Origin of the sequence: Gryllotalpicola koreensis (genome assembly GCF_039538185.1) — a bacterium.
Classification (GTDB): domain Bacteria; phylum Actinomycetota; class Actinomycetes; order Actinomycetales; family Microbacteriaceae; genus Gryllotalpicola; species Gryllotalpicola koreensis.
This window is the reverse complement of record NZ_BAABBW010000005.1, coordinates 194,258-218,207: the sequence shown is the minus strand read 5'-3', so window position 1 is coordinate 218,207 and position 23,950 is coordinate 194,258. Positions and strand designations below refer to the sequence as shown.

Below are 23,950 nucleotides of genomic sequence, written 5' to 3'. Positions count from 1 at the left end.
TCCTGCTGTGCTGTGTGCTGAAGTGAATACGAGATGTGTGCGAGAGAAGGGAATCGAACCCTCACGCCTTGCGGCACAGGAACCTAAATCCTGCGTGTCTGCCAGTTCCACCACTCTCGCGGGAGGCTGTCTGAAGTCTATCCGGGGGCTCATGGCGAGTCTTCCGGGTCAACCCTGAGAAACGACTCAGGGATGCGGGTGTGGATAACTTGCGCGGGCCGTGCCCGGTTCCCGGCATCCTGCTCTCCATGACCGATGCCGTGCGCCAGATCACCGATCGCGTGCGCGAGCGCGTGCGGCAGGACGGATTCATCCCGGGTGCCGCCTCCCGAGCGTCTCTGAGCGAGCTCGCGAAGGACGAGGTGCGGCGCTACTCCGAGCTCGCGCTCGGCGGCACGGTCCCGCTGCTCGCCGACGAGCGTGCGGCGGAGGCAGAGGTCGTCGCGGCCGTCTCGGGGCTCGGGCCGCTGCAGCAGTATCTCGATGACCCCTCCGTCGAGGAGATCTGGATCAACACCCCGACGCGGGTGTTCGTCGCGCGTGAGGGGAAGTCGGAGCTCACTCCGCTCGTGCTGACGGAGGGCGAGGTGCGCGACCTCGTCGAGCGGATGCTTGCGGATTCCGGTCGCCGCGTCGATCTCAGCCAGCCGTTCGTCGACGCCTCGCTCGCCGATGGCTCGCGACTGCACGTCGTGATCCCCGACGTCAGCAGGGCGTGGTCGGTGAATATCCGCAAGTTCTCCTCGCGCATCCGCGAGCTGCAGCAGCTCGTCGCGCTCGGCTCGCTCAGCCGCCAGGCGGCCGAGTTTCTGCGCATGTCGGTGCTCGCGGGCTGCAATGTGCTCGTCGCGGGCGCGACGCAGAGCGGGAAGACCACGATGCTCGGCGCGCTGATGTCTGCCGCCCGCCGCACCGATCGCGTCATCACCGTCGAGGAGACCTTCGAGCTCGACCTCGCCGTGCGCGACGTCGTCGCGATGCAGTGCCGCCAGCCCTCGCTCGAGGGCTCGGGGGAGATCACCCTGCGCAGGCTCATCAAAGAGGCGCTGCGCATGCGGCCCGATCGCATCGTCGTCGGCGAGGTGCGCGAGGCCGAGGCGCTCGATCTGCTGCTCGCGCTCAACGCGGGCGTTCCCGGGGCATGTTCGATCCACGCGAACTCGGCGCGAGACGCCTTGAGCAAATTGAGCACGCTTCCGCTGCTCGCCGGGCGCAACATCGACGCGGGGTTCATCGTGCCCACGGTGGCGAACTGCATCGATCTCGTCGTGTTCTGCGAGCTCGACCGCAGCGGGGCGCGCTATGTGAGCGAGATCCTGGCGCTCTCGGGCGGCGTGAACGCGGGCGTCATCGAGGCGAGCGCGCTGTTCGAGCGTTCGGGCGGCGAGCTCACGGCGACCGGCGGGCACCCCGCGAAGCTCGAGAAGTACCGCGCGGCCGGCTTCGATCCGGCGATCGTGCTGGGTCGGTCGGAGCAGTGGTGAGGCGCACATGCTGACGGATGCCTGGCTCGGCGCACTTCTCGGCGGCGTTCTCGCCGCCGGGGTGCTGCTGATCGTCTCCGCCGCCCGCCGGTCGGGGCAGGCGGCGGAGACCCGGGCGCGCACGCGGCCGCGCGACCGGGTGCGGCTGTGGCTGCTGCGCGCGGGTGTGCAGGGGCTCGCCCCGTCCGGCTTCGTCGTGCCCACGGTGATCACCGGCGTCATCGCGGCGGCTCTCGCCGAGGCTCTGCTCTCTGTGCCGGGTTTCGCGCTCGCCGTCGGCTGTGCGGGGGCGGCACTGCCGTGGGCGCTCGTCAACTGGCGGGTGAGCGCACGACGCAACGCCACCCGCGCCGCGTGGCCAGATGTCGTCGACCACCTGGTCGCCGCCGTGCGCAGCGGGGTCGCCCTGCCTGAGGCGGTGGCAGCGCTCGCGACGCTCGGCCCGGAGGCGACCCGCGACCAGTTCGCACGGTTCGGCCGCGACTACCACGCGACCGGCGCCTTCGCCCGCTGTGCGGACGCGCTCAAGGAGCAGCTGGGCGACCCCGTCGCCGACCGCATCATCGAGACGCTCAAGATGGCGCGCGAGGTTGGCGGCACCGAGCTCGTGGCGGTGCTGCGCGCCCTCGCCGCGTCGCTGCGCGAAGACGCCGCGACGCGGAACGAGCTGCAGGCGCGGCAGACCTGGGTGGTGAACGCCGCGCGCCTCGGCGTCGCCGCGCCGTGGCTCGTGCTCGCGCTGCTCGCCACCCGGCCGGAGGGGCGCGAGGCCTACGGCACAGCAGAGGGCACCGCGGTCATCGTGGTCGCGGCCGTTGTCAGCGTCGTCGCCTACCGGGTGATGGTGGCGATCGGCAGGCTGCCGGAGGAGCGGCGGTGGTTCCGATGAGCCTCATCGCATGGGGCGTGCTCGATGGGGTGCTCCTCGGCCTCGGGCTGTGGGTGATGCTCGCGGCCCTGCCCGCCCTGCGCCGGCCGCGACTCGAGGCCCGGCTCGCTCCCTACCTGCTCGATGTCTCCGCGGCAGCTCGTGACGAGGTCGAGCGCTCCGCGCGCGGCGGTGCCTCCACCGTCGGGGCGCTGTTCGGGCCTGCGGCCGCCACAGCGCGCGCCTCTCTGCTGCGTTGGATCGGCGGCGAGGCATCCGTCGCTCTCCGCCTCAGACAGGCGGGGTCGGCGCGCACCGTCGAGGGATTCCGGGCGCTCCAGTTCTCTGTCACCGGCGTCGGTGCGGCCGTGGGCCTCGCCGTCGCCGCTGCATTGACCGCGGTTCGCCCTGTGGCGCCGCTCGCATGGGTCGCGCTCGCGTTCGTCGTCGGCCTCGTGGGCTTCTCCGCCTGCGATCTGCTGCTCAGCCGTGCCGCGCGGCGACGGCTGGCCCGCATCACCGAGGAGTTCCCGACAGTGGCCGAGCTGCTGGCACTCAGCCTCTCCGCCGGTGAGGGCAGCTACGACGCGATCCGGCGCGTCGCGCGGGCGAGCAGCGGCGAGCTCGGCCATGAGTTGCGCGGCGTGGCCGCCGACGTGAGCGTCGGTGTGCCGCTCGCGGATGCGCTGCAGCGCATGGCGAAGGCGCTGCAGATTCCCCGACTGACGCTCTTCGTCGACGCCGTCATCGGCGCGATCGAGCGCGGCGCCCCGCTCGCCGAGGTGCTGCGCGCCCAGGCCGGCGACGCGCGCAGCGAGCGCAAGCGCGAACTGCTGGAAGTCGCGGGGCGCAAAGAGGTGCTGATGCTGGTGCCGCTGATCTTCGGGCTTTTGCCGCTGACCGTTCTGATCGCGGTCTTCCCCGGCGTGTTCATTCTGCGAGCGGGACTGTGACCGCACGCAGAGAAGGAGGAGGAAATGAAGAAGCTGATGTCGCGTCTGCGCGACGAGGAACGCGGCGACGTTCCCGGTTGGGTGCTGATCACCGCAATGACGGCAGGCCTGGTGATCGCGATCTGGGCTCTGGCCGGGAACGCGCTGACGCAGGTCTTCACCAACGCGGTGAACTCGGTGATGACCGGCCCGTGACCCTGCTCGGCGACGAGCGGGGCTCGGCGCCGGCCGAGTTCGCGATGGTGGGCGGCCTGCTCGTCATCCTGCTGCTCGCCGTCGTGCAGTTCACGCTCGTGCTGCTCGTGCGCAACACCGTGCAGGACGCTGCGGCGCAAGGCGCCCGCGTCGCGGCCTTCGCCGACGGCACGCTCGGCGACGGCGAGGCGCGCACCCGCCAGCTGCTCAGCGTCTCGCTCGGTGATCGTTACGCGGGTCACGTCAGCGCGGCGTATGCGCTCGACGACGGCATTCGAGTCGTCGAGGTGCGCGTCGACAGCCCGCTGCCGGTCGTCGGACTGATCGGCTTCAGCCGGTCGTTGGAGGTGACGGGGCATGCCGCTGTTGACGCGGGTTAGGCGGCTGCTGCGGCGCGATGACGGCAACGCCGCCCTCGAGTTCCTCGTCGCGGGAGTCGTGCTGCTCATCCCGCTCATCTATCTCGGACTGGCGCTTTCCGCGATCCAGGGCGGCTCGCTTGCGGTCGAGGGCGCGGCGCGTGAGGCGGCGCGGATCTACGTCTCGGCAACGACGGATGCCGCGGGCCGGGTCTCCGCGGATCGGGCGGTCACCGTCGCCCTCGCCGACCGCCGTCTGCCGCGGCGCAGCGGCGACCTCGAGCTGCGCTGCGACGTCTCCGCCGATGACTGCCTCGCGACGGGCGCGCGCATGACGACGACGGTGCACGCCGAGGTCGATCTGCCGTTCGTACCGCCGATCTTCGGGCTGGACAGGATTGCCCGGGTGCCGATCGAGGCGACCGCGACCGCGCCGATCTTCCGCCTCGGAGCGGCGCCGTGAATCGGCTGAAAGGGGATGACGGCAGCATCCTGCCGCTGGTGTTCGGTTTCTTCGCGATCGCCCTCGCGCTCGTCCTCGTCGTGACCGCGGCGACCTCTCTCTACCTCGAGCGCTCGCGGCTCTACACGCTGGCCGACGGCGCGGCGCTCGCCGGCGCCGACTCCTTCGCGCTCGACAACGCGGCCCTCGACGGGGACGGCGGGCTGCAACCGCACCTCGACGGTGCGAAGGTCGAGCAGGCGGCATCCGATTATCTGTCCGCTGCGACGCAGGGCAGGCGCGGGCGAGTCGTACTCGTCAGCGCGGGCTCGCCAGACGGTCGCAGCGCCCGGGTCCGCCTCGCCGAGGACTGGCGTCCTCCGCTCTTCTCGGTGTTCGTGCCGCACGGCGTGCACCTCGAGGTCGAGGGGAGCGCGCGGCCGCTGCTCTGGTAAACGCTGCGTGGCGCGCCGGTAGGCTGGGCGGGTAATGATCGAACTCGATTTGAGCGCCCAGATCGCCGAGGTGCGCTCGACCTTCTCAGACATCCGTGCTGTCGTCGACGTCGACAGGCTGAACGCGACCATCGCCGAGCTCAGCGAGCAGGCGGGCGCCCCTGACCTCTGGGACGACCCCGAGAAGGCGCAGAAGGTCACCAGCGCCCTGAGCCGTGCCCAAGCCGAGCTGAACAAGGTCACGGGCATCGAGCAGCGCCTCGACGACCTCGAGGTGCTCGTCGAGCTCGCCAACGACGAGGGCGATGACGAGGTCGCCGAAGAGGCGAAGAACGAGCTCGAAGAGCTGCAGAAGACGGTCGCCGACCTCGAGGTGCAGACCCTGCTCGACGGCGAGTACGACGCGCTGCCCGCCGTCGTGACGATCCGCTCGGGCGCCGGCGGGGTCGACGCCGCCGACTTCGCCGAGATGCTGCTGCGCATGTACCTGCGCTACTGCGAGCGGCAGGGCTGGCCGACGAAGGTGCTCGACACGTCCTATGCGGAAGAGGCCGGCATCAAGTCCGTGACCTTCCAGGTCGACGCGCCGTACGCCTTCGGCATCCTGAGCGTCGAAGCCGGCACCCACCGCCTCGCGCGCATCAGCCCGTTCGGCGGCGCCGACAAGCGCCAGACCAGCTTCGCCGCGGTCGAGGTCATCCCGCTGCTCGAAGAGACCGGGGAGATCGAGATCCCCGAGACCGACATCCGCGTCGACGTGTTCCGCTCGTCGGGCCCCGGTGGCCAGAGCGTCAACACGACCGACTCGGCCGTGCGCATCACCCATTTCCCGACAGGAATCGTCATCTCCATGCAGGACGAGAAGTCGCAGATCCAGAACCGCGCCGCCGCCATGGCGCTGCTCAAGAACCGCCTGCTGCTGCTCAAGCGCGAGGAGGAGGCCGCGAAGAAGAAGGAGCTCGCCGGCAACATCACGGCGAGCTGGGGCGACCAGATCCGCTCCTACTTCCTCTACGGTCAGCAGCTCGTCAAGGACCTGCGCACGGGCTTCGAGGTCGGGAACCCGCAGTCGGTGTTCGACGGCAATCTTGACGGGCTCATCGCCGCAGGCATCCGGTGGCGAAAGCAGCCCGCGGAAGACTAAACGCCCGTACCGCGAGTCGCTAGCGGCAAACACGGATGCCTCTGCCTAACCTGGCCGGGTCATGATCCGGTTTGATCACATCTCAAAGCAGTACCGCGGCACGAATCGCCCCGCATTGGGCGATGTGTCCTTCGAAGCGCAACGCGGCGAGTTCGTGTTCCTCGTCGGCGCCTCCGGGTCGGGCAAGTCGAGCTGCCTGCGCCTGATCCTCAAGGAGGAGAAGCCGACCAAGGGCAAGATCCACGTGCTCGGCCAGGACCTCGGGACGATCTCGACCCGCAAGGTCCCGTACTTCCGCCGCAACCTCGGCGTCGTCTTCCAGGATTTCCGCCTGCTGCCGAACAAGACGGTCTATCAGAACGTGGCGTTCACGCTGCAGGTGATCGGCAAGTCGCGCGGCTTCATTCAGGAGGCGGTGCCCGACGTTCTCAAGATGGTCGGGCTCGACGGCAAGGCGCAGCGGATGCCTCACGAGCTCTCCGGCGGCGAGCAGCAGCGCGTCGCCATCGCCCGGGCCGTGGTGAACAAGCCGCAGATCCTGCTGGCTGACGAGCCGACCGGAAACCTCGACCCCGCGACGAGTGCCGGCATCATGAGCGTGCTCGAGCGCATCAACGCGAGCGGCACGACCGTCATCATGGCCACGCACGAGGCGATGTTCGTCGATCAGATGAAGAAGCGCGTCATCGAGCTCTCGCAGGGCCAGATCGTGCGCGACGAGCGCCACGGCGGCTACGGCGTGACCGCCGCGATTCCGCTGACCAAGCCTGAGCCCGCCCCGGCGCAGCCGCAGACCGTGCAGCTCGCCACCGGCGTCGTCGTGCCCGTCGCGGCGCCGGCGGCCGAGCCCGACGAGGACGCGCAGCCTGCGGCATCCGTCGACAACGTGCGCCCGATCACCAGCGCGACGCCTGTTCAGCGCCCCGCTCAGCCTGCGCAGGCCGAGATCTCGCTCGCCGAGCGCCTCGGGCTGCGCGCCAACGGAACGGACGGCCAGGAGTACGACCAGAACGTGGGACCGGTGAAGTAATGCGATTCGCTCTCGTCTGGACGGAGGCCGCCAGCGGCCTTCGCCGCAATCTCTCGATGGTCGTCTCGGTCATCCTCGTCACGTTCATCTCGCTGACCTTCGTCGGCGCCGCGATCCTCATGCAGATGCAGATCGGGCAGATGAAGGGCTACTGGTACGACCGCGCGCAGGTCGCGGTCTACATGTGCACGGCGACGGATTCCTCGAAGACCTGCACCGGACAGGACGCGACGGCCGAGCAGATCAACGCGGTCAAGGCCGAGCTCGCCTCGCCCGCGCTCTCGAAGTTCATCAAGAAGTCGACCTTCGAGAACCACGACAAGGTCTACGCGGAGTTCAAGAAGCAGTTCAAGAACAACCCGGTCGCCGACTATGTGACGCCCGATCTGCTGAACCAGACCTTCTGGATCAACCTGAAAGACCCGAACCAGTCCGCGGTCATCGTCGAAAGCGTCTCGAGCCTGCCCGGCGTGCAATCGGTAACGGATCAGCGGCAGTACCTCGACCAGATCTTCTCGATGCTCAACGTCGCGAGCTTCACGGCGATCGCGATCGCGGTCGTCATGCTGGTCGCGGCGGCGCTGCTGATCGCCACGACCATCAGGCTCTCGGCCTTCTCGCGAAGGCGCGAGCTCGCCATCATGCGGCTCGTGGGTGCCTCGAACCGCTTCATCCAGACGCCGTTCGTGCTCGAGGGCGTCTTCGCCGCGGTCATCGGATCGGTGCTCGCCGGCGTCGCGACCTGGGGCATCGTCAAGTTCTTCGTGCAGGGGTACCTGCAGGCATCCGTGCCGTTCACGAACTTCGTCGGCACGGGCGACGCCCTCACGGTCGCGCCGATCCTGGTGGTCGCCGGCATCGTGGTCGCCGCGATCGCGAGCAACATCGCGATCAGCAGGTACCTGCGCGTTTAGGGCTCGACCCTGCTCGATAGGATGTCCTAATGCCACGCGAACGTGGTCAGAAGGTCGTCGCGACCAATCGCAAGGCGCGGCACGACTATCTGATCGAAGACACCTATGAGGCGGGCCTTGTGCTGACCGGCACCGAGGTCAAGAGCCTGCGCGAGGGACGGGCGTCCCTCGTCGACGGCTACGCCTTCGTCGACGGCGGCGAGGCGTGGCTCGACGCGGTGTACATCCCCGAGTACCTCGACGGCACCTGGAACAACCACGCCCCGCGACGCAAGCGGAAGCTGCTGCTGCACAAGCAGCAGATCCTCAAGCTGTCGAACAAGGTCAAAGAGGGCGGGTACACGATCATCCCGCTGCAGCTGTACTTCAGCGACGGCCGCGCGAAGGTCGAGATCGCGGTCGCGAAGGGCAAGCGCGACTACGACAAGCGCCAGGCGCTGCGCGAGCGGCAGGACAAGCGCGAGGCGGACCGCGCGATGCGGCAGCGCAACAACTTGGGGGAGTAGGGCTACAGGGCCCTGATCAGGCGCTCCTGCAGCTCGCCGAGCCACCAGTAGGCGGCCTTCGCCGGGGCGAGCTCGGGGTCGTCGGAGCCCTCGTCGTCGTCCGTCTCGATGCCGAGCCGGGTCGCGAGCGCGAGCCGCAGGTCGGTGATGCCGCGCAGCCAGGGCAGCACCTCGGCCTCGTCGAGGATCACGGCACCGGATGCCGCGGCCGCGCGCGCCAGCGCGAGGGCGTTCCCCGTCTTGAGAGCGACCAGGTCGTCCTCGGTGAAGCGGCGGAACTCGGCGGCGGATTCCGCGTCGTCGCGGTACGCGTCGGGCAGCAGCCGCTCGAGAGCCGGGTCGCGGGGGAGGCTCGGGTCGGCCGCGGCATCGGGTCCGGCATCCGCCTGCGTCAGGAGATCGATGAGCTCGTTCGTGAGCTGTGCGAGCATGTCGCGCTCGACGGTGTCGAACTCGGCACTCACCCTGCCGTCGCGCGTCGTCTTGATGCGTGCCACTAGAGCTCTGCCCGATCGAGCGTCGCCCACAGGCCGTACTCGTGCATCGCCTGCACGTGCCGCTCCATCTCCTCGCGGGTGCCCTGAGCGACGATCGCCTTGCCCTCGTGGTGCACGGCGAGCATGAGGCGGTTCGCCGTGTCCTCCTCGAAGCCGAAGTAGCTGCGGAAGACGTAGACCACGTAGGACATGAGGTTCACGGGGTCATTCCAGACGATGGTGCGCCAGGGCGTACCCAGCCGGTGCTGGTTCTGCAGAAGCTGCTCCAGCTCCTGATCGACGTCCGGCGAGCTGATCTGCGCCATGACTCCATGCTAGGGAATCTGCGCGCGGGGAATCCGTTATATTTAGTAGCCCGCCGTTCACGCGGCGGATGCATCTAGAAAACTCGACAGCGTGTGACAGCGCCCGCACGACCGGCTCCCACATGGGGATGATCGGTTTCGACATCGCCTGAGCGAGTCTGAGAAGCGGGCCGAGGATGCGGGGTTATCTCGTTAACGCCCCTCGCAAAATATAAGTGCCAATTCCAACAGCACTGTCGTCGCCAAGCGCGCTGACGTCGCTCTCGCGGCGTAAGTTCCCTTAGCGAACTAAAACGACCGTCAGCCCGGTTACTAGCCTTCCACCCGGGTCTGGCGTCAGCTAGAAGGCTTGCTCGACCGTTGCGCCTCAGGGCGGTCGGGGACTCTCACTGAGACTGGGCTCGTCGAGGTGGTGGCCGCAACCTAGCCTCGGAGCCGAGCAGAACGCCAAGAGCGGCTGCGCCCGGAGAATGCGGACGACCACAGCGATGGACGGGGGTTCAATTCCCCCCATCTCCACCACTTGGCGGGTTCGCGCGTGGCGCTGTCACACGCTACGAGTTCCGCGCGAGTCCTACGCGGCGCCGGTCGTGCCGAGCAGGGCGCCGATGCCGAAGGTGACCGCCAGCGCGATGGCGCCGCCGATGACGATGCGCAGGGTGCCGAGGCGCTTCGAGCTGCCGCCGATGCGGGCGCTGATCGTCCCGGTCAGGACGAGGGCGGCGAGCACGGCCACGAAAGTGACCGGGATCTTCCATGGTGCCGGCACGAGCAGGACGAAGAGGAACGGCAGGATTCCGCCGGTGAGGAACGCGACCATCGAGGCGAACGCGGCATGCCACGGGCTGACCACATCGTCAGGGTCGATGCCGAGTTCGACGGCGAGGTGTGCGCGCAGCGCGTCCTTCTGCGTCAGCTCGACAGCCACCTGGCGGGCGGTGGCATGCGAGATGCCCTGCGCTTCGTAGAGGGCGGTGAGCTCATCGAGCTCCTCGTCGGGCATCGTCGCGAGCTCCTCGCGCTCTTTCGCGATCAGCGCCTTCTCGCTGTCGCTCTGACTGCTGACGGAGACGTACTCGCCGACCGCCATCGACAACCCGCCGCCGACGAGCGCCGCGACCCCGGAGGCCAGCAGCGGGCCGGTGCCCGCGCCGGTGCCCGCGACGCCCACGACGACGGCCGCGACGGAGATGATGCCGTCGTTCGCGCCGAGCACTCCTGCGCGCAGCCAGTTGAGGCGCTGTGCAAGACCGCCGCGATGCGGCTCGTCAGGGTGCTGGGGCGTCGTCATGTCAGTCACGGCAAGAAGCGAAGCAGACCAAGAGGCCTCGAGTCCAGAGCCTGGTGCGCTCGAGCGCGGCGAACTCAGTGCCTCACGGCCGCCGTAGCCGCGCTCGTTTACCGACCGCGCTGATCACCATGGGCAGCACGGAGATGACGACGATGAGCACGGCGAGCAGGTCGATGTTCTTGGTGATGAACGGGATGCCGCCGAGCAGCACCCCGAGCACGACCATCACTGCCGCCCAGAGCGTGCCGCCGAGCGCGTTCCAGGCGAGGAACCGGCGGTAGGGCATGGCGACGATGCCGGCCGCCAACGGGACATAGGTGCGGATGACGGGCACGAACCGCCCGAGGACGAGGGATGCCCCGCCGTAGCGGGCGAAGAACCGCTCGGCGCGGTGCAGGTGATCGGTCTTGAGCACGCGTGCTTCCGGCGTGAACAGCCCACGGCCGAAGCGGCGCCCGATTCCGTAGCCGGCCTGGTCGCCGAGAAACGCGGCGACCGCGGCGGTTGCGATGATCGACCATGCGTGGATTCCGAGCGAGGGCGCGAGGATCGCGGCGGTGATCAGAAGCGAGTCGCCGGGCAGGAACGGGAAGAGCACGCCGGACTCGATGAACACGATGATGCCGATGCCGAGCAGTACCCACGGGCCGAAGGCGCTCAGCAGTCCGGACGGGTCCAAGAGGGGGATCGAGCTCAGGTGGGTCATGTCCCGAGCGTCGCCCACTCGTCACGAGGAATCCCTAAGAATCCCGCTGTGGCGTTTCTTAGCTCACGGCTCCGATGCTTCAGCTCTCGACGTGTCGGAGGTTACGGGTGAAGCGGTTTCGGCGACTGTTGCGGAAGGTGCATCGCGCTGTCCATTACGAGTTCGTGGCGTCGGCGCGGCGGGCGCCTGTGCGTCCGCGCACCGTTTTGTACGAGGCCTTCGCCGGCAGCGGGATGCTGGACAACCCCGAGGCGATCTTCCGTCAGCTGCGCCGAGACTCTGAGTTCTCCGACCTCGTGCACTGCTGGGTCATCGCCGACCCGGCGTTGCGCCGCCGGCTGGAGGCGGAGTGGCGCAGTGAGGCATCCGTTTGCTTCGTCGGGTATCGGGACTGGTCGTATTGGCGCGCCCTGGCGACGAGCGGTTATCTCGTCAACAACGCGACGTTTCCGAGTGAGTTCTCCAAGCGCGTCGGCCAGATCTATCTGAACACCTGGCACGGCACACCGCTGAAGACCATGGGCTATGACATGCCCGACGGGCCGCGCGAGTCGGCGAACACGCTCCGCAACTTCCTCGCCGCCGACTGGCTGCTGTCCCAGAACGCGGACATGACCGAGGTCATGTATCGCAAGGCGTACCGCCTGGACGGCCTCTTCGACGGCGGTGTCATCGAAGAGGGCTACCCGCGCACCGACGCGCAGCAGCTGGATGCGTCAGAGTCTGCGGCCGTCCGCGAACTGCTGACGGAGCGGGGCGTGGCGCTCGACGGCCGACCGATCCTGCTGTACGCGCCGACCTGGAAGGGCACACGGTTCAGCGAGGTCGCCGACGACGTCGCCGAGCTGGTCGCGACGGTCGCCCAGCTTCAGGCCCGCGTCGGCGAGAGCTACACGGTGCTGCTGAAGACGCACCAGAGCGTGTTCCGGTTCGCGCGGCGCGACCCGCTGCTGCGCGGGATGCTCGTGCCGAATGACATCCCCACGAACACGGTGCTCGCGGTCACCGAGCTGCTCGTCACCGACTACTCCTCGATCCAGTTCGACTATCTCGCCACGGGGCGCCCGATGGTGTACTACGTGCCGGACATGGACGCGTACCGCGGCGGCCGCGGTCTGTATCTGCACCCGAGTACCTGGCCGGGACCGCTCGCGCGCAACGCGGACGAGTTGGGCGACGCCGTCGCGGAGATCGCCCACGGGCGCGATGCGTGGCAGAGCGCGCGCAGGGAGTGGTCGGCGCGGTTCGCGCCGTACGACGACGGCGCGGCATCGAAGCGCGTGATCGACGTGGTCTTCCGGGGGCAGGGTGCCGGCCGGCGGGTCCGGGCGCTCGAGGACACGCGACGACCACGGGTGCTCATGTACATCGGCGGAATGCGGTCCAATGGGATCACGACATCCGGAGTCACCCTCGCGAACGCGCTCGCGCGAGACGGCCGGCTCGATGTCTCCGTGGTGTACGGGCGGTCCGAGTCAGCCTCGCGCATCCAGAACGCGCAGCGCCTCGATGCCGAGGTGCGTCAGTTTCTGCGCGTCGGCGCCATGAACGCGGGCCGTCTGGACCACCGCCGTCGCGGCCAAGGGCCCAGTGTCGAGCTGTGGAAGGACGAGTGGCGGCGGTGCTTCGGCGACGCGCGCTTCGACCACATCATCGACTTCAGCGGGTACAGCACGTTCTGGGCGCAGCTCCTGCTCGCGGGTGAGGGCAAGCACACCATCTGGCTGCACAACGACCTCGGGCGGGACGCGAACCGGACCGTGAATGGGCGCGCCCACCTGCGCGACGAGCTGCACGGCGTCTTCGAGCTGTATCCGCGATTCGAGACCCTGGTCTCGGTGTCCCGCGAGCTGAGTCGGATCAACAGCGCCGCGCTGACCGCGCACGCCGCGCGGGAGAAGTTCACGTGGGTGCCCAATCTGATCGATGCGGACGCCGTTCGGGCCAGTGCCGCAACGCCCCTCCGCAGCGTCGTCGAGCGCGCGATCGCGGACGGATCGGCCGACCTCGCCGCCGCAGCGACGCGGCTGGCCGCGGAACCGGACGCGATTTGGTTCGTCAGCATCGGACGGCTCTCGCCGGAGAAGAACCAACGCAGGTTGATCCACGCGTTCGCCGAGGTGGCGGCATCGCACCCCGAGCTGCGGCTGCTGATCGTCGGCGACGGGCCGCTTCGGGCGGCCCTCGAGCACGAGGCCGCCGGGAGGGGCGTCGGCGGCCAGGTCGTGTTCTCGGGCAATTCGCCGCAGCCGGAGGCACTGCTCGGAGCAGCGGATTGCTTCGTGCTCTCCAGCGATTACGAGGGCATGCCGATGGTCCTGCTGGAGGCCGCCGTCTTGGGCCTTGCCATCATCACGACCCGCTTCGGCTCCGTGAACGACGCGGTGCCCGGCGCGAAGCTGACGGTGGTCGAACAGAGCGAGGCGGCGTTGGCGGAGGGAATGCGCGCCTTCCTCAAGGGGGAAGTGGCGCGTGCCCGATTCGACTCTGACGCGCATAACCGCGCTGCGCTGGACCGATTCGTTCAGGTGCTCGGCGCACTGCCGGCTCGCGACTAGCGGAGCCTCGATGCCGAGGTCAGTCGTGCACCCAGACCTCGGTGCCCACCTGCGCGAACTTGTAGAGCGCCAGCGCGTCCGGAATCCGCATGTTCACGCAGCCGTGGCTCTTGCGCGCGCCGGGGCCGAAGTCGTTGTGCCAGTAGGTGCCGTGGAAGCCCTGGTCGCCGTCGAAGTACGAGATCCACGGCACGTTCTTCGTGCAGTAGTCATACTGGGGTGCCGTGCCGTCGCAGTTGCCCATGTTCTGGATGGGTAACTGCGCGTAGATCGTGAAGTGGCCATCGCGCGTCTCGTGGACCCCGCCCGTGCCGATCGCGATCGGGTAGGTGGCGACGAGCTTCTCCTGCCCGGACTTCGGACCCTCATAGAGGTAGGTCGCGCCGGCGCTCTTGTCGACCTCGATGCGGCGGAACGAGGTGGTCGTCGTGTACTTGACGACCTGGCCCTGCAGCGCGATCTTGAGGTCGCCGCCCTTGATCGACGAGGCGATCTGGGTGGCGACGCCATCGGTCGAGGCGAGTCCGAAGCCGTCCTGGCCCTTCTGGACCACGCGCAGCACCTTGCCCGCCGAGTTGATGACATCGGTCTCGTTCTGCGCCTGCTTGTTGATCTTGGCCGGCAGACCCGCGACCACGGAGTCGATCGCCGACTGGTTCGGGGTGACGGTGAAGTCACCCGTCGTCGGGTCGGCCTTCACGGTCATCCACGAGGCGACGGTCGCGAGCGGCACCGCTTCGGCGAGCTGGTCCTGCAGGTAGAAGCCCGCGCTGTCGGCCTGCTGGTTGAGCTTGTCGGCGAACGCCTGGGCCTTCGCGGTGGTCGCGGCCGCGTCGACGGTCGTCTGCTTCGGCTCGACCGTGATCGAGACGCCGCTCGAAGCGGCGACGCCCTGGCCGCCTGCAAGCGCGCTGGCGGTGGACGAGTCGGAGGCGAGCGCCGCGCTGATGCTCTTCGCGAGTGCGTTGACGTCGACGCCGCGGCCGGGCTTCGAGGGCGTGGTGGTGAACTTGCCCGAGGCCGCGTCGAAGACGACGCCGGCCTGGGTGGCCGGGGTGAACAGCTCAGGTGCCGCACGGCGCAGGGCGGGGAGGGCGACATCGGGATCGATCGTGACCGTGCCTTCGACGGCCTTCGGGTTCCACGCCGTGACCTTCCACAGCGGGTGGTCGCCGAACGCCTGGGAGGCGAGCTTCTTCGCGTCGATCGTCGCGCCGAGCTGCTTGGCGGTGAGGGTTGCGCTGCCGACGTGGATCTGCGCCGAGTCGAGGCGGTCCGTGATCGCCTGCTGTGCGTTGCCGGCGGTGATGAAGCCCACGGGAGCGCCCGAGACCGTGACGCCGGGGGCGATCAGCACGAGCGAGGCGACGACCGCGGCGGCCACGACGACGGCGCCGGGGATGCCCAGCCAGAGGCCGAGGTGCTTCTTGCGCGGCTCGCGCTCGGTCTCGACCCAGGTCGGCTGGGGCGCGCCGCCGGGCGCGGGATCGAGGACCGCAGTCGGCGCAGGGCCGTCGTCGAGCACAAGCCCGGCCGTGGTCGCTTTGTCGGTCATTCGTCTTCCCCCTGCCCGTGCCCGCATCACGATCGTCGACACGGGCTCAACAAATGCTACGACGCGCGTCTATATATCAGGTGCACCTTCGGACACGAAGCGGCAACGAATCGTCAGATGTGCTGTCCCTGATACGGTCCTTCGGCGATCTCCTCGATGAGCTTGGCCGCGAACGCCGGGATGTCGTCGGGCTTGCGGCTCGTCACGAACCCCTTGTCGACGTGCACTTCCTCGTCGACCCAGTTCGCTCCGGCGTTGCGCAGATCGGTCTGCAGGCTGGGCCACGAGGTCAGGGTGCGGCCGTCGACCACGCCCGCCTCGATCAGCGTCCACGGGGCGTGGCAGATCGCCCCGACCGGCTTGTGGGCGGCGAAGAACCCGCGCGCGAACTCGACGGCCGCGGCATCCGTTCGCAGCGCGTCGGCGTTCACGACGCCGCCGGGCAGCACCAGGGCGTCGAAATCGTCGACGGATGCCTGGCCGATCGGCAACTCGACCGAGAACTCGTCGCCCTTGTCGACGTGGTTGAAGCCCTGCACGACATCCGTCTTCGGCGAGACCAGCACGGCCGTCGCCCCGGCCTCTTCGACCGCCTGGCGCGGGCCGGTGTACTCTACCTGCTCGACGCCGTCGGTCATCAGGGGGCGATCTTCTTTCCGTTCAAATCCGTCATGGCGGGCACGTACCCGTCGTGGCGGGCCGCTAACCGCCCCGGCCTCAGAACCAGGTGCTGAGCCGCGGCGGGACCGCCGTGCGGAACAGCCGATCCAGACCGGCGACGTCGCCGCGGATGCGGCCCGCGAGCCCCAGGGAACGCGCGAGGTCGTGGCCGAGATAGACGCTGCCGAGAGCGGTGACGGGCAGGGTCACGTCGGCTCCGTCCTGCGTGGGGATGACGGTGGCGGCACCGCCCTCGACGTCGATGCGGAATCGCCCGGCCGCGAAGCCGAGCGCGTCTTCCACCTCGAGCACCAGCGAGCCGTCGGTCTCGTAGCGCCGCGCGGCGAGCGCCGCGGGCACGTCGAGGATGCGCACCCAGAGGTGATCCTCGACGCCGGTCACCCGCGCACCGCGTATGTCGGAGACGAGCGCGTGGAGCGGCTCATCGACGCCGCGCACGGAGACGCGTACCTCGGCGACCAGGTCGAGCTCGATGAGATAGCGCCACAGTGCCGTGAGCGCTTCGTCGGTCGCGGCGGCGAGGTAGGAGACCTCGACAAGGTGCTTCGTGAAGTCGCCCTGCTCCTTCACGGTGTAGCTGACGAAGCCCTCAGGCTCGCCGGCGGGGGAGTCGTAGCGCACCAGCCGGTACTCGTCTTTGTCGGGAGTGCCGGCGAGCGGCCCGATCAGCCGGTCGGCGAGTCGCGGCTCGAGGCCCACCTCGCCGGCCCGGCTCGCCATGACGCGTGCGATGACGGCGCGACCCGTTTCGCGGTAGTCCTCGGGCTCGGTGAACGAGAGCCGGCCGGCGGTCTCGGGGCCGGTCCAGCGCACGCGCTTGGTGTCGACGCTCCACGCGGTGGCGAAAGTCGCGGGACCGAAGCCCCAGCGGCCGTAGATCACCGACTCAGAGACGGTCAGGACCGCCAGCGAGTACCCGAGCGCATGGGCCGTGCGCAGCTCGCCGCCGAGCAGCGCGGTGGCCACGCCCTTGCGTCGATGGGTGGGCGCGACCGTGACCGAACTGATGAGCCATGCGGGAATCTCGGCAGGGCCAGGCACCGTCAACGGGGCCGGCCACGAGCTCACCGTGCCGACAGGGGAGCCCGACGGCAGGGAATCGTCGTAGACCCCCGTCGTACGGCGCGTGGTCAGGTAGCCGCGCTCTTCGGCGAGCGCTTCTCTCGACATGCGCGCCGTGAGGAACCCGCGCGCATCGGCCTGCAGCCACCCGTCGAAGGCTGCCGCATCGCTCGTGTCGACGAGGGCGAGCCGCAGGCCCGCGTCAGCCAGGGCACGCCGGGAGGTCTCGTCGATCGGGTGGGTCAGATGCTCAGTGCTCACCCGTTCACCGTATCGGCGCGCTCTGACACGCACTGTTTTCTTGACTGATTCAAGAATGAACGGAAAGCTGGGGGCGTGACGATCGCGGCGGACATCGAGCGGATGCTGCGCGACGCGGGTCTTCGTGTGACCCGCCCGCGGCTGGCCGTCTTCGGCGCCGTGCACCGCCACCCGCACTCCGACACCGACACGCTGATCGCCGCCGCTCGTTCCGAGCTGCCCGAGGTTTCGCACCAGGCGGTCTACGACACGCTGCACGCCCTGACCGACGCCGGCCTCGTGCGGCGCATCCAGCCGCAGGGCTCGCTCGCGCGCTACGAGGCGCGCGTCGGCGACAACCACCACCACGCGGTCTGCCGCTCCTGCGGCGCCGTCGAAGACGTCGAGTGCGCCGTCGGCGAGGCCCCGTGCCTCGAGCCCTCCGACGCGCACGGCTTCCAGATCGAGACGGCCGAGGTCGTCTACTGGGGGCTGTGCGCGGCGTGCGCGACCGCGGCGCAGGCATCCTGAACTCCCATCAATCCACTCCCGGAAGGAATCCCATGTCCGACCCTGAAGAGCACGGCGTCTTCACCACCGATGACGCCGAGCAGCCCACCGGGCCCGCGGCCGAGGCCGCCCAGGCTCTCGAGGCAGAGTGCCCGGTCCCGCACGGGCAGCGCGCGCCGCACCCGACCAGCGGATCGGCCAACCACGGCTGGTGGCCCGATCGGCTGAACCTCAAGCTGCTGGCGAAGAACCAGCCGGTCCTCAACCCCTATGGAGAGGAGTTCGACTACGCCGCGGCGTTCGCGACGCTCGACCTCTCCGCAGTGAAGGCCGACATCGCCGAAGCGCTCACCACCTCCCAGCCGTGGTGGCCCGCCGATTTCGGCAACTACGGCCCCCTCATCATCCGCATGGCGTGGCACAGCGCCGGCACCTACCGCGTGCAGGACGGCCGCGGCGGCGCCGGAACCGGCCAGCAGCGCTTCGCACCGCTCAACTCCTGGCCCGACAACGTCAGCCTCGACAAGGCGCGCCGCCTGCTCTGGCCCGTCAAGAAGAAGTACGGCAAGAGCCTCTCGTGGGCCGACCTGATGATCCTCGCGGGCAACGTCGCGCTCGAGACCATGGGCTTCACGACCTTCGGCTTCGCCGGGGGGCGCGTGGATGCCTGGGAGCCCGACGACGACGTGTACTGGGGCCCCGAGACGACGTGGCTCGACGACCAGCGCTACCACGGCGACCGCGAGCTCGAGGACCCGCTGGCCGCGGTGCAGATGGGCCTCATCTACGTGAACCCGGAGGGCCCGAACGGGAACCCCGACCCCGTGGCATCCGCTCGCGACATTCGCGAGACCTTCAAGCGGATGGCGATGAACGACGAGGAGACCGTCGCACTCATCGCCGGCGGCCACACCTTCGGCAAGACGCACGGCAACGCACCGGCCGACGCCCCCGGCCCGAACCCCGAGGCCGCGCCCTTCGAGCAGCAGGGCCTCGGCTGGAAGAGCGACTACAAGTCGGGCGTCGGCATCGACGCGATCACCTCGGGCCTTGAGGTGACGTGGACCTACCACCCGACGCGCTGGGACAACGAGTTCTTCCACATCCTGTTCGGCTACGAGTGGGAGCTCATGGAGTCGCCGGCCGGCGCGCACCAGTGGCGCCCCGTGCAGGGCGGCGGTGCAGGCCTCGTGCCCGAGTCGTTCGGCGACGGGCGCCGCGAGCCCCGCATGCTGACCTCCGACCTGGCGCTGCGCTTCGACCCCATCTACGAGCCGATCGCCCGCCGCTTCAAGGACGACCAGGATGCCTTCGCCGACGCCTTCGCTCGCGCGTGGTTCAAGCTGACCCACCGCGACATGGGGCCGATCGCCCGCTACCTCGGCCCCGAGGTGCCCGGCGAGGAGCTCATCTGGCAGGACCGCGTGCCTGCGGCGCCCGGCGTGCTGACGGACGCCGACATCGCGGCGCTCAAGGCCGCGATCGCGGAATCCGGGCTGTCGGTGTCACAGCTGGTGACGACGGCGTGGGCATCCGCCTCGACGTTCCGCGGCTCGGACAAGCGCGGCGGCGCCAACGGCGCCCGCATCGCGCTCGAGCCGCAGAAGTCGTGGAAGGTGAACAACCCCGAGCAGCTGGCGATCGTGCTGGCGAAGCTGCGCGAGATCAAGAACGCGTCGAGCGCTCCGGTCTCGCTCGCCGACCTGATCGTGCTCGCGGGCAATGTGGGCGTCGAGCAGGCTGCAGCGGCAGCCGGATTCCCGATCGAGGTGGGCTTCACGCAGGGCCGCGGCGACGCGACCCAGGAGCAGACCGACGTCGACTCGTTCCGCTATCTCGAGCCCAAGCAGGACGGCTTCCGGAACTACTTCGGCGTGCAGTCCGTGCTGCCCGAGGAGCACGTGTTCGTCGACAAGGCGAACCTGCTGACGCTCTCGGCGCCCGAGGCGACCGTGCTCGTCGGCGGCCTGCGCGCGCTCGGTGCCAACTGGGACGGATCTTCCACCGGCGTGTTCACCGACCGGCCGGGCGTGCTGACGAACGACTTCTTCGTCACGCTGCTCGACCTCGGCACCTCGTGGACGCCCCTGGACGAGGGCGGCCACGCCTACCGCGGCACCACCGCCGACGGGAAGACGATCATCGGCTCACGCATCGACCTGCTGTTCGGGGCGAACAGCGAGTTGCGCGCGGTCGCCGAGGCCTACGCGACGGATGACGCGGCCGAGCTCTTCGTGAAGGACTTCGCCGCCGCGTGGCAGAAGGTCATGGAGCTCGACCGCTACGACGTGAAGAAGTAGCGGGAGCAACTCGTTCCCGTTCCGGACACATGCGCCCGCGGCCGCGGGTGCGGACGTCCGGAACGGGAACGTGTTTCCAGTGCTACACGTACGGGTCGTCGCGGTGGTCGGTGGTGCTGCGCTGCACCCTCTCACCGGTGGCGGGGTCCGTGAAGCTGCGGCTCTCCGATACCGAGCGGGTCCGACGGGTGGCGATCAGGATGATCCCGAGGATGATCCCGACGGCGCCCGCGACCATCAGGATGTAGCCGACGACCTGGAGATTCACCCAGGCGACTTGCACGTGAACCGCGAACGCGAGGATCGCGCCGATCACGAAGAGGACGATTCCGGTTCCGAGACTCATGGGGGTGGGGTTCCCCGGCACGCCGGGAAGCATGCACCGCTTTCGAAGATGAGCAGTTCGTTACGAGTCCTGACGGATGTCGCACGCCGGGGTTAGCCTGCCGCAATGACGGACGCACCGACCATCGCGACCCTGGGCGAGCTGCGCGTGAGCGGCCACCGGCAGAAGCCTTTGCGCGCCGAGCTGCGCGACAATCTGATCGCGAAGCTGCAGGCCCACGAGAACCCGTGGCCGGGGCTGCACGGCTTCGAGACGACCGTGATCCCGCAGCTCGAGCGGGCGCTGATCGCCGGCCACGACATCGTGCTGCTCGGCGAGCGCGGCCAGGGCAAGACCCGCCTGCTGCGCACGATCGGCGGCCTGCTCGACGAGTGGACGCCCGTCATCGCGGGCTCCGAGCTCGGCGAGCATCCGTATGACCCCATCACCCACGAGTCGCGCCGACGCGCCGCCGAGCTCGGCGACAGCCTGCCGGTCGCGTGGCGGCACCGCGCCGAGCGCTACGTCGAGAAGCTGGCCACGCCAGACACGAGCGTGGCCGACCTGATCGGCGACGTCGACCCGATGAAGGTGGCAGAAGGGCGCTCCCTCGGCGATCCGGAGACGATCCACTTCGGGCTGATCCCGCGCAGCCACCGCGGCATCGTCGCGATCAACGAGCTGCCCGACCTCGCCGAGCGCATTCAGGTGTCGATGCTCAACGTGATGGAGGAGCGCGACATCCAGATCCGCGGCTACGTGCTGCGGCTGCCGCTCGATGTGCTCGTCGTGGCGTCGGCGAACCCCGAGGACTACACGAACCGCGGCCGCATCATCACACCGCTGAAGGACCGCTTCGGCGCCGAGATCCGCACACACTACCCGCAGCGGCTCGAGGCCGAGATGGCCGTCATCCGGCAGGAGGCCGAGCTCGTGGCATCCGTGCCCGATCATCTGATCGAGATCCTCGCGCGGTTCACCCGCGCCCTGCGCGAGTCGACGTCGGTCGACCAGCGCAGCGGCGTGAGCGCGCGGTTCGCGATCGCGGGCGCCGAGACGATCGCGGCTTCCGCACTGCATCGCGCGGCCGCGCAGGGAGAGACGGATGCCGGTTCGGAGCCGACGGCGCGCGTGGTCGACCTGCAGACCGCGGTCGACGTGCTCGGCGGCAAGATCGAGTTCGAGACGGGGGAGGAGGGCCGCGAGGCCGACGTGCTGACGCACCTGCTGCGCACAGCGACCGCCGACACCGTGCGCGAGCACTTCCGCGGCCTCGACTTCGGGGCACTCGTCGAGGCGATCGAGTCGGGGGCGATGGTTGTCACGGGCGAGGCCGTGACGGCGCGCGACTTCCTGGCGGGGCTGCCGCGGCTCGGGGAATCCGAGCTGTACGACGAGACGGCGGCGCGGCTCGGCGCGGTGAGCGAGGGAGAGCGGGCGGCCGCCATCGAGCTGGCGCTCGAGGGGCTGTACCTCGCGCGGAAGATCGGCAAGGACACCGACGGCAGCGAGACGGTCTATGGCTGAGGCATCCGATCACCGCGCCTTCGAAGCACATCACGCGCGCTTCCAGCGCTACTCGGGCGGCGACCCCCTCGCCCCGCCCGTCGACATCGCCGAGGCACTCGACAAGATCGGCGAGCAGGTCATGGCCGGGTACTCGGCCGAGCGGGCGATGCGCGAGTACCTGCGCCGGGGCGGCGAGGGCCGCGTCGGCCTCGACGACCTCGGCAGGCGGGTGTCGGAGCGGCGCCGCGAGCTGCTGCAGCGGCACAAGCTCGACGGCACCATGCAGGAGATCAAGGAACTGCTCGACCGCGCCGTGCTCGAAGAGCGCAAGCAGCTCGTGCGCGACGTCGACATGGACGAGCTGGACCGGTCGTTCGCCGAGACGCGCCTCGAGAACCTGCCCGCCTCGACGTCGGCGGCGGTCAACGAGCTCTCGGACTATCAGTGGCGCTCGAGCCAGGCGCGCTCCGACTACGAGAAGATCAAGGACCTGCTCGGCCGCGAGCTGCTCGACCAGCGCTTCGGCGGCATGAAGCAGGCGCTCGAGAACGTCACGGATGTCGACCGCGAGGCCGTCGCCGAGATGCTGCGCGACCTCAATGACCTGCTCGAGAAGCACGCGCGCGGCGAGGACACGCCCGAGGACTTCGACGACTTCATGGCGAAGCACGGCGGATTCTTCCCCGAAGGGCCGCAGAATGTCGACGAGCTCATCGACACGCTCGCGAAGCGATCGGCGGCCGCGCAGCGCATGCTCAACTCGATGACCGAGGAGCAGCGGCAGGAGCTCTTCGAGCTGTCGGCGCAGGCGTTCGGCTCGCCCGAGCTCATGCAGCAGCTCGGCCGGCTCGACCAGAGCCTGCAGGCGCTGCGGCCGGGGGAGGACTGGTCGGGCTCCGAGAGCTTCGACGGCGACCAGCCGCTCGGCCTCGGCGAGGGCGCCGGCGTGCTGCAGGACCTCGCCGATCTCGACGAGCTCGCGGAGCAGCTGTCGCAGTCGTACGACGGCGCCCGTATGGACGACGTCGACCTCGACAAGCTCGCGAAGCAGCTGGGCGAGCAGGCCGCCGTCGACGCCCACACGCTGCGCGAGCTTGAGAAGGCTCTGCGCCGCGACGGCACGCTGCGCCGTGACTCGACCGGGCGGCTGCAGCTGACTCCGAAGGCCATGCGTCAGCTCGGCACGACACTGCTCAAGGACATCGCGAAGCGCATGTCGGCCAGGCAGGGCCAGCGCGAGCTGCGGCAGGCGGGGGCAGCCGGTGACCTGTCGGGCGCCACGCGCGCGTGGGAGTTCGGGGACACGGAGCCGTGGGACATCCCGAAGACCGTGCTCAACGGCATCCGCCGCCGCGCAGGCTCGCCCGCGCAGCCGGGTGCGCGCCTCATCGGCATCGACGACATCGAGGTCTCCGAGACCGAGGCGCGCACGCAGGCCGCTGTCGCGCTGCTTGCCGACACCTCGTTCTCGATGGAGATCGACGGCCGCTGGGTGCCCATGAAGCGCACGGCGCTCGCGCTGCACACCCTCATCAAGAGTCGTTTCCGCGGTGATGATCTGCAGCTCATCGGCTTCGGTCGGCACGCCGAGGTGATGGACATCGAGGAGCTCACCGCCCTCGAGGCGAGTTGGGCGAAGGGCACCAATCTGCACCACGCGCTGCTGCTCGCGAACCGGCACTTCCGCAAGCATCCCAACGCGCAGCCTGTGCTGCTGATCGTCACCGACGGTGAGCCGACCTCGCACCTCGAGGCCGACGGCGAGGTGCGGTTCTCGTACCCACCGCACCCCGTGACGATCGCGTACACAGTGCGCGAGCTCGAGAACTCGATGCGGCTCGGCGCGCAGATCACCTTCTTCCGGCTCGGCGACGACCCGAGCCTCGCGCGCTTCGTCGACAACATGGCGAAGCGGGTCGAGGGCAAGGTCGTCGCACCCGAGAACGACGACCTGGGGGCGGCGGTCGTCGGTTCGTACCTCGGCTCGCGGTCGTGGCCGAGCGGCGGCGGGGACGACTGGTCGGGTTGGGGCGGCCGGGGGTTCTGGGCCGACTAGCCTGT

Annotated in this window: 23 protein-coding genes, 1 tRNA gene, 1 other RNA gene and 1 pseudogene; 17 read left to right on the top strand and 9 right to left on the bottom strand. The window is 69.3% G+C overall.

The features are described from left to right. Positions 1–38: 38 nt before the first annotated feature. Positions 39–120: transfer RNA gene (locus ABD708_RS15500), tRNA-Leu, on the bottom strand. 128 nt (positions 121–248) lie between these two features. On the opposite strand from ABD708_RS15500, the gene ABD708_RS15495 reads away from it, so the two are divergent. From ABD708_RS15495 to smpB, 11 genes are all read left to right on the top strand, one after another. Further along, positions 249–1,484 carry a TadA family conjugal transfer-associated ATPase gene (locus tag ABD708_RS15495; RefSeq protein ID WP_344756065.1) on the top strand — a complete coding sequence of 412 codons (1,236 nt, stop codon included), beginning with the start codon at positions 249–251 and terminating at the stop codon, positions 1,482–1,484. Positions 1,485–1,491: 7 nt separating this feature from the next. After that, complete coding sequence (locus ABD708_RS15490; RefSeq protein ID WP_344756063.1) at positions 1,492–2,373, top strand: type II secretion system F family protein; 882 nt, start codon at positions 1,492–1,494, stop codon at positions 2,371–2,373. Next, positions 2,370–3,305, top strand: coding sequence for a type II secretion system F family protein (locus ABD708_RS15485; RefSeq protein WP_344756061.1), 936 nt, complete (start codon positions 2,370–2,372; stop codon positions 3,303–3,305). Before ABD708_RS15490 ends, ABD708_RS15485 begins: the two co-directional genes overlap by 4 nt. A 24-nt stretch (positions 3,306–3,329) precedes the next feature. Then, a complete protein-coding gene (locus ABD708_RS15480; RefSeq protein WP_344756059.1) occupies positions 3,330–3,500 on the top strand; it encodes a hypothetical protein in 171 nt (56 codons plus the stop codon). Then, on the top strand, positions 3,497–3,880 hold the full coding sequence (locus ABD708_RS15475; protein ID WP_344756057.1) for a TadE/TadG family type IV pilus assembly protein: 384 nt from the start codon (positions 3,497–3,499) through the stop codon (positions 3,878–3,880). The genes ABD708_RS15480 and ABD708_RS15475 overlap by 4 nt, the downstream gene beginning before the upstream one ends. Next, positions 3,858–4,322 (top strand): hypothetical protein, encoded by a 465-nt coding sequence (locus ABD708_RS15470; protein WP_344756055.1) that lies wholly within the window; start codon positions 3,858–3,860, stop codon positions 4,320–4,322. The genes ABD708_RS15475 and ABD708_RS15470 overlap by 23 nt, the downstream gene beginning before the upstream one ends. Continuing rightward, the gene (locus ABD708_RS15465) at positions 4,319–4,756 is read left to right on the top strand and encodes a pilus assembly protein TadG-related protein (protein WP_344756053.1); all 438 of its coding nucleotides are present in this window, start codon (positions 4,319–4,321) and stop codon (positions 4,754–4,756) included. The genes ABD708_RS15470 and ABD708_RS15465 overlap by 4 nt, the downstream gene beginning before the upstream one ends. Positions 4,757–4,790: 34 nt before the next feature. After that, positions 4,791–5,900 carry a peptide chain release factor 2 gene (prfB, locus tag ABD708_RS15460; RefSeq protein ID WP_344756051.1) on the top strand — a complete coding sequence of 370 codons (1,110 nt, stop codon included), beginning with the start codon at positions 4,791–4,793 and terminating at the stop codon, positions 5,898–5,900. Positions 5,901–5,961: 61 nt separating this feature from the next. Further along, on the top strand, positions 5,962–6,930 hold the full coding sequence (ftsE, locus tag ABD708_RS15455) for a cell division ATP-binding protein FtsE (RefSeq protein ID WP_344756049.1): 969 nt from the start codon (positions 5,962–5,964) through the stop codon (positions 6,928–6,930). After that, a complete protein-coding gene (ftsX, locus tag ABD708_RS15450; RefSeq protein ID WP_344756047.1) occupies positions 6,930–7,844 on the top strand; it encodes a permease-like cell division protein FtsX in 915 nt (304 codons plus the stop codon). Before ftsE ends, ftsX begins: the two co-directional genes overlap by 1 nt. A 29-nt stretch (positions 7,845–7,873) precedes the next feature. Beyond that, complete coding sequence (gene smpB / locus ABD708_RS15445) at positions 7,874–8,350, top strand: SsrA-binding protein SmpB (RefSeq protein WP_344756045.1); 477 nt, start codon at positions 7,874–7,876, stop codon at positions 8,348–8,350. 2 nt (positions 8,351–8,352) lie between these two features. Here smpB and ABD708_RS15440 read toward each other — a convergent pair whose 3' ends face one another. Beyond that, positions 8,353–8,847 carry a DUF2017 family protein gene (locus tag ABD708_RS15440; RefSeq protein ID WP_344756043.1) on the bottom strand — a complete coding sequence of 165 codons (495 nt, stop codon included), beginning with the start codon at positions 8,845–8,847 and terminating at the stop codon, positions 8,353–8,355. Next, a complete protein-coding gene (clpS, locus tag ABD708_RS15435) occupies positions 8,847–9,152 on the bottom strand; it encodes an ATP-dependent Clp protease adapter ClpS (RefSeq protein WP_344756041.1) in 306 nt (101 codons plus the stop codon). The genes ABD708_RS15440 and clpS overlap by 1 nt, the downstream gene beginning before the upstream one ends. A 124-nt stretch (positions 9,153–9,276) precedes the next feature. Between clpS and ssrA the strand changes: the two genes are divergently transcribed. Next, positions 9,277–9,674, top strand: a transfer-messenger RNA (tmRNA) gene (ssrA, locus tag ABD708_RS15430). A 52-nt stretch (positions 9,675–9,726) separates the two neighbouring features. On the opposite strand, the gene ABD708_RS15425 is transcribed toward ssrA, so the two are convergent. After that, a complete protein-coding gene (locus ABD708_RS15425) occupies positions 9,727–10,443 on the bottom strand; it encodes a VIT1/CCC1 transporter family protein (RefSeq protein ID WP_344756714.1) in 717 nt (238 codons plus the stop codon). A gap of 82 nt (positions 10,444–10,525) precedes the next feature. Further along, the gene (locus ABD708_RS15420; RefSeq protein WP_344756039.1) at positions 10,526–11,149 is read right to left on the bottom strand and encodes a DedA family protein; all 624 of its coding nucleotides are present in this window, start codon (positions 11,147–11,149) and stop codon (positions 10,526–10,528) included. 74 nt (positions 11,150–11,223) lie between these two features. Here ABD708_RS15420 and ABD708_RS15415 point away from each other — a divergent pair, with 74 nt between their 5' ends. Then, the gene (locus tag ABD708_RS15415) at positions 11,224–13,707 is read left to right on the top strand and encodes a CDP-glycerol glycerophosphotransferase family protein (RefSeq protein WP_344756037.1); all 2,484 of its coding nucleotides are present in this window, start codon (positions 11,224–11,226) and stop codon (positions 13,705–13,707) included. Positions 13,708–13,726: 19 nt separating this feature from the next. Here ABD708_RS15415 and ABD708_RS15410 read toward each other — a convergent pair whose 3' ends face one another. The 3 genes and pseudogenes from ABD708_RS15410 to ABD708_RS15400 form a co-directional block, all read right to left on the bottom strand. Next, the gene (locus ABD708_RS15410) at positions 13,727–15,262 is read right to left on the bottom strand and encodes a L,D-transpeptidase family protein (protein WP_344756035.1); all 1,536 of its coding nucleotides are present in this window, start codon (positions 15,260–15,262) and stop codon (positions 13,727–13,729) included. 113 nt (positions 15,263–15,375) lie between these two features. Next, positions 15,376–15,935: pseudogene (locus ABD708_RS15405) on the bottom strand (type 1 glutamine amidotransferase domain-containing protein). Positions 15,936–15,979: 44 nt separating this feature from the next. Next, entirely contained in the window at positions 15,980–17,266 is a 1,287-nt protein-coding gene (locus ABD708_RS15400; protein WP_344756031.1) for a GNAT family N-acetyltransferase, read from the bottom strand. A 102-nt stretch (positions 17,267–17,368) separates the two neighbouring features. Here ABD708_RS15400 and ABD708_RS15395 point away from each other — a divergent pair, with 102 nt between their 5' ends. Together ABD708_RS15395 and katG are read left to right on the top strand one after the other, a co-directional pair. Next, positions 17,369–17,776, top strand: a complete 408-nt coding sequence (locus ABD708_RS15395) for a Fur family transcriptional regulator (protein WP_344756712.1) — start codon at positions 17,369–17,371, stop codon at positions 17,774–17,776. Positions 17,777–17,808: 32 nt separating this feature from the next. Beyond that, positions 17,809–20,055, top strand: coding sequence for a catalase/peroxidase HPI (gene katG / locus ABD708_RS15390; RefSeq protein WP_344756029.1), 2,247 nt, complete (start codon positions 17,809–17,811; stop codon positions 20,053–20,055). Between the two features lie 82 nt (positions 20,056–20,137). On the opposite strand, the gene ABD708_RS15385 is transcribed toward katG, so the two are convergent. Further along, a complete protein-coding gene (locus ABD708_RS15385) occupies positions 20,138–20,401 on the bottom strand; it encodes a DUF6458 family protein (protein WP_344756027.1) in 264 nt (87 codons plus the stop codon). Between the two features lie 105 nt (positions 20,402–20,506). On the opposite strand from ABD708_RS15385, the gene ABD708_RS15380 reads away from it, so the two are divergent. Continuing rightward, positions 20,507–21,907 (top strand): magnesium chelatase ATPase subunit I, encoded by a 1,401-nt coding sequence (locus tag ABD708_RS15380; RefSeq protein WP_344756025.1) that lies wholly within the window; start codon positions 20,507–20,509, stop codon positions 21,905–21,907. Next, complete coding sequence (locus tag ABD708_RS15375; protein WP_344756023.1) at positions 21,900–23,945, top strand: VWA domain-containing protein; 2,046 nt, start codon at positions 21,900–21,902, stop codon at positions 23,943–23,945. The genes ABD708_RS15380 and ABD708_RS15375 overlap by 8 nt, the downstream gene beginning before the upstream one ends. Positions 23,946–23,950: the final 5 nt, after the last annotated feature.